Origin of the sequence: Streptomyces sp. 13-12-16 (assembly GCF_002114215.1) — a bacterium.
In the GTDB taxonomy this organism is placed as follows: domain Bacteria; phylum Actinomycetota; class Actinomycetes; order Streptomycetales; family Streptomycetaceae; genus Streptomyces.
The window spans coordinates 1-3,538 of record NZ_NCTE01001093.1; the positions used below are offsets into that span (position 1 = coordinate 1).

Sequence of the window (3,538 nt, forward strand, 5' to 3'; positions counted from 1 at the left end):
CCCGGCTGTTCCGGCGCTGCCGCGCGCTGCCGTGGCTGCGCCAGGTGGAGCGGGCCGTGGCCGCCGGTCCCGCGGAGCCGGAGACCGTGCCCGCCGCCACGCCGGGCGCCCTGGACGGGCTGGCCGCGATGGAACGGCAGGTCGCCGCGCTGGTGATGGAGGGCGCCACCAACCGGGAGATCGCCGGGCGCCTGTTCATCAGCGTCAAGACCGTCGAGGCGACCCTCACCCGGGTCTACCGCAAGCTGGGGATCCGCTCACGGGTCGACATCGTCCGCCTGGCGGCGGGCCGTCGCACGAAGTAGCGCCGTAGGGCGCCACCGGGTCACCGCCGGGTCGCCGCAGGGGCGACCGAGGGTTTTCCCTGCCCCAACTCCCTTAGGGGGTTCCCTCATTGGGACGCTCGCGCTCCGGACCGTAGCTTAACGGCGTGCCGCCCGCCGGGCACACGGGGACCTGTCCCGAGGCCCCCGTGCTCGACCCCCACCCCGCGCGACCCCCCACCGGCCATCCCGTGAGGAGACCCATGTCCGGGCTCACCCGTGCCAAGAAGGCCGCCGCCGTCTGCGCGGCCACCGCCGCCGCCGCGACGGCGCTGATCGCCGCCCCCTCCGCCGTCGCCGCCCCGCAGCCGATCGTCGGGGGTACGACGACCACGACGTCCGCGTACCCGTTCATGATGCAGATCACCGACGCCTCGCAGAACCAGTTCTGCGGCGGCACGCTCGTCTCGCCCACCAAGGTGGTCACGGCCGCGCACTGTATGGTCGGCGAGACCACGGGCAGTGTGCGCGTGGTCGGCGGGCGCACCTACCTCAACGGCACCAACGGCACGGTCGCCAGAGTCAGCAGGATATGGATCCATCCCGGCTACCGGAGCGTCACCCGGGGCGACGACGTGGCCGTGCTGACCCTGTCGACGTCGATGCCGTACGCCACGGCGCCCTACGTGTCCTCCTCCGACACCTCGGTGTACGCGGCCGGCACGACCGCCCGCATCATCGGGTGGGGCACCACCTCCTCCGGCGGCAGTTCCTCCAACCAGCTGCGCACGGCGACCGTGCCGACCGTCTCCGACACGAGCTGCCGCGGCTCCTACGGCGGCCGGTACGTGCAGAGCGACATGGTGTGCGCCGGCTACTCCTCGGGCGGGGTGGACACCTGCCAGGGCGACAGCGGCGGACCGCTGCTGATCGGCGGCCGGCTGGCGGGGATCACCTCCTGGGGCGACGGCTGCGCGGCGGCCGGCTACCCGGGCGTCTACACCCGGCTGACCACGTTCTCCGCGGACGTGACGGCACAGGTCGGCGGGTGAGGGACACCCCATGAATTCCTGAGTACCCCTCAGGTGGCAAACCAGGGGGCGTTGCGAGCTTCCACGAGCAGCCCGCAACGCCCCCTCTCCATGCCCGCGTTCACTCCCGCACGGTCCCGAGGCGGATGTCGTACGCCGTCCCCGGGTGCATCACGCGGAGCATCCGCTCGCCCTCCGCGACGACCTCCTCCCACTGCCGCCCGCCGAGCCGGCCGAACGGCTCGACGACGAGGGCGTGTTCGTCCAGCCGCCACAGCCCCGCCAGGAACCCGTCGACGAGGAGGGTGCGGTAGGCGATGTTGCCCTTCCAGTGGCGGCCCCGGTACCCGGGCGGTACGACGCGGGTGCGGTCGGCGTGGGAGAGGAGCAGGTTGTCGAACTCGGGCAGGAAGCGGGGCGGGGCGGGGGCGTCCGGGTCGGGGCGGGGCGCGTCCGGGAGGTCGAAGAGCTCGACGCCGGCTTCGTCGCGGAAGGTGACGAGGTCCGGGCGGAGGCGTTCGAAGGCCTCGCGCAGCCTGGTCAGACCGGCCCAGACCTGCATGTCCTTCACGGAGGCCGGCCCGAAGGCGGCGAGGTAGCGCAGCACGGTGGCGTCCGGTGCCGGCGCCGGCTCGGCGGGCCTGCCCAGCCAGTGCTCGGCGGTGGTGAGCGTGACCTGGCCGCTGCGGCCCCACAGTCCGCGCGGGGTGACCTGCACGAGCGGGAGCTTGCAGCGGGCGGCGACGGAGAGGGCCTGCGGGTCGGCGTCGGGCCACTCCTTCAGCAGGGCCTCGCGCAACTGCTTCATGGTGCGCGGTTCGGCCTCGACGAGTTCCCGGGCGAGGGCGGCGAGCCGGTCCGGGTCGACGCCCGCGAGCCCCTTGCGGAACTGGGTCAGCTCGCGGTCGCGGGCGGGCTGCACCAGGGGCCGCAGGGTGAGGCAGTCGTCGGCGGTGTGGGTGTGGATGGTCGAGCGCATGGTGACGATGCGGGCGACCGCGCGGCCGGCCATCGGCCGGGACAGCGCCTCGGGCGTGAAGCCGTCGAGGCGGGCGGCGAGCGCGTAGTAGGGCGGCTTGACGTTCTGTGCCTGGAGACCGACGAGATGCCCGACCGCGTCCTCGGCGGACATCGGCGAGCGGCGCAGCAGCAGCTGCCGTGCGAGGGTGGCCCGGTTCAGCGCCCGTGTGCCGAGCACGTGCTTCGTCGTCGTCATACCCGCACGCTAGCGGCACTTGCGGTCAGCTTCTGTCCGCGACGGCCGTCGGCGTACGGTGCTGATTGCGCCCCGCCGGAGCGGGGCACTCGGTGCGCACTGTGTACGGACGAGAGCGACCGGGACCGCGAAGGGTCCTGCTGACCGGGTGGTTCAGCTTCCGCGACGGGGAGGCGACCGCCGGGGACGTGCTGGCGCTGCGCCGCGTGGAGGAGGTGCTGCGGGGCGCCGGGATGGCGTACGACGTCGTATGGAGCCCCGGTTTCCGGCCGGAGGCGCTGCACTTCGACGACGTACGGCCCGGCGACTACTCGCACCTGGTGTTCGTGTGCGGGCCGCTGTACGGGCCGCAGGTCGAGGAGCTGCACCGGCGCTTCGCGCACTGTGTGCGGATCGCCGTGGGGACGTCGGTGATCGACCCGGGCGACGCGGCCGTGACCGGCTTCCACCGCGTACTGGCGCGGGACGCCCCCGGCAGCGAGCCGTCCGAGGACCTGGCGGCCCGCGCCCCGGCGGTGCCCGCGCGGCCCGTGGTCGGGGTGGTCCTCACCCACGGGCAGCAGGAGTACGGGGAGCAGCGGCGGCACGGGCAGGTCACGGAGCAGGTGACGCGCTGGCTGGCCGGGAAGGACTGTGCCCGGCTGGAGCTGGAGACCCGGCTGGACACCCGTGACTGGCATCTGAGCGCGACTCCGGCGCAGGTGCAGTCGGTGCTGGCCCGGCTCGACCTCGTCGTCACCGACCGGCTGCACGGGCTGGTGCTGGCGCTGCGGGTCGGCACGCCGGTGCTGGCGGTGGACCCGGTGGCCGGCGGCGCCAAGGTGACCGCGCAGGCCAGGGCCTGCGGCTGGCCCGCGCTGCTCGCCGCCGAGCAGGTGGACGCGCGCCGGCTGGAGCGGTGGTGGGACTGGTGTCTGACCTCGGGCCGGGTGGCCGCCCGGCAGATGCGCGACGCGTTCCGCGAGGGGCGGGTACCGGACGGGGCGGACCGGCTGGTGGAGGTGCTGGCGCCGCGCGCCGGCGCCGGT

General features: G+C 74.3%; 4 protein-coding genes. 3 read left to right on the forward strand and 1 reads right to left on the reverse strand.

Going from position 1 to position 3,538, the window contains the following annotated elements:
* Together B7767_RS35765 and B7767_RS35770 are read left to right on the forward strand one after the other, a co-directional pair.
* A partial coding sequence (locus B7767_RS35765) for a helix-turn-helix transcriptional regulator (protein ID WP_143652814.1) occupies positions 1 to 305 on the forward strand: 305 nt, incomplete at its 5' end.
* A gap of 221 nt (positions 306 to 526) precedes the next feature.
* Positions 527 to 1,315, forward strand: coding sequence for a trypsin-like serine protease (locus B7767_RS35770; protein ID WP_085575687.1), 789 nt, complete (start codon positions 527 to 529; stop codon positions 1,313 to 1,315).
* Positions 1,316 to 1,415: 100 nt separating this feature from the next.
* Here B7767_RS35770 and B7767_RS35775 read toward each other — a convergent pair whose 3' ends face one another.
* A complete protein-coding gene (locus tag B7767_RS35775) occupies positions 1,416 to 2,510 on the reverse strand; it encodes a winged helix DNA-binding domain-containing protein (protein ID WP_085575688.1) in 1,095 nt (364 codons plus the stop codon).
* Between the two features lie 92 nt (positions 2,511 to 2,602).
* Between B7767_RS35775 and B7767_RS35780 the strand changes: the two genes are divergently transcribed.
* The coding region (locus tag B7767_RS35780; protein WP_371102836.1) for a polysaccharide pyruvyl transferase family protein at positions 2,603 to 3,538 on the forward strand (936 nt) is incomplete at its 3' end.

Coding starts and splice junctions, on each gene's coding strand:
- B7767_RS35770 (WP_085575687.1), top strand. CDS start 527: ATGTCCGGGCTCACCCGTGCCAAGAAGGCCGCCGCCGTCTGCGCGGCC.
- B7767_RS35775 (WP_085575688.1), bottom strand. CDS start 2,510: ATGACGACGACGAAGCACGTGCTCGGCACACGGGCGCTGAACCGGGCC.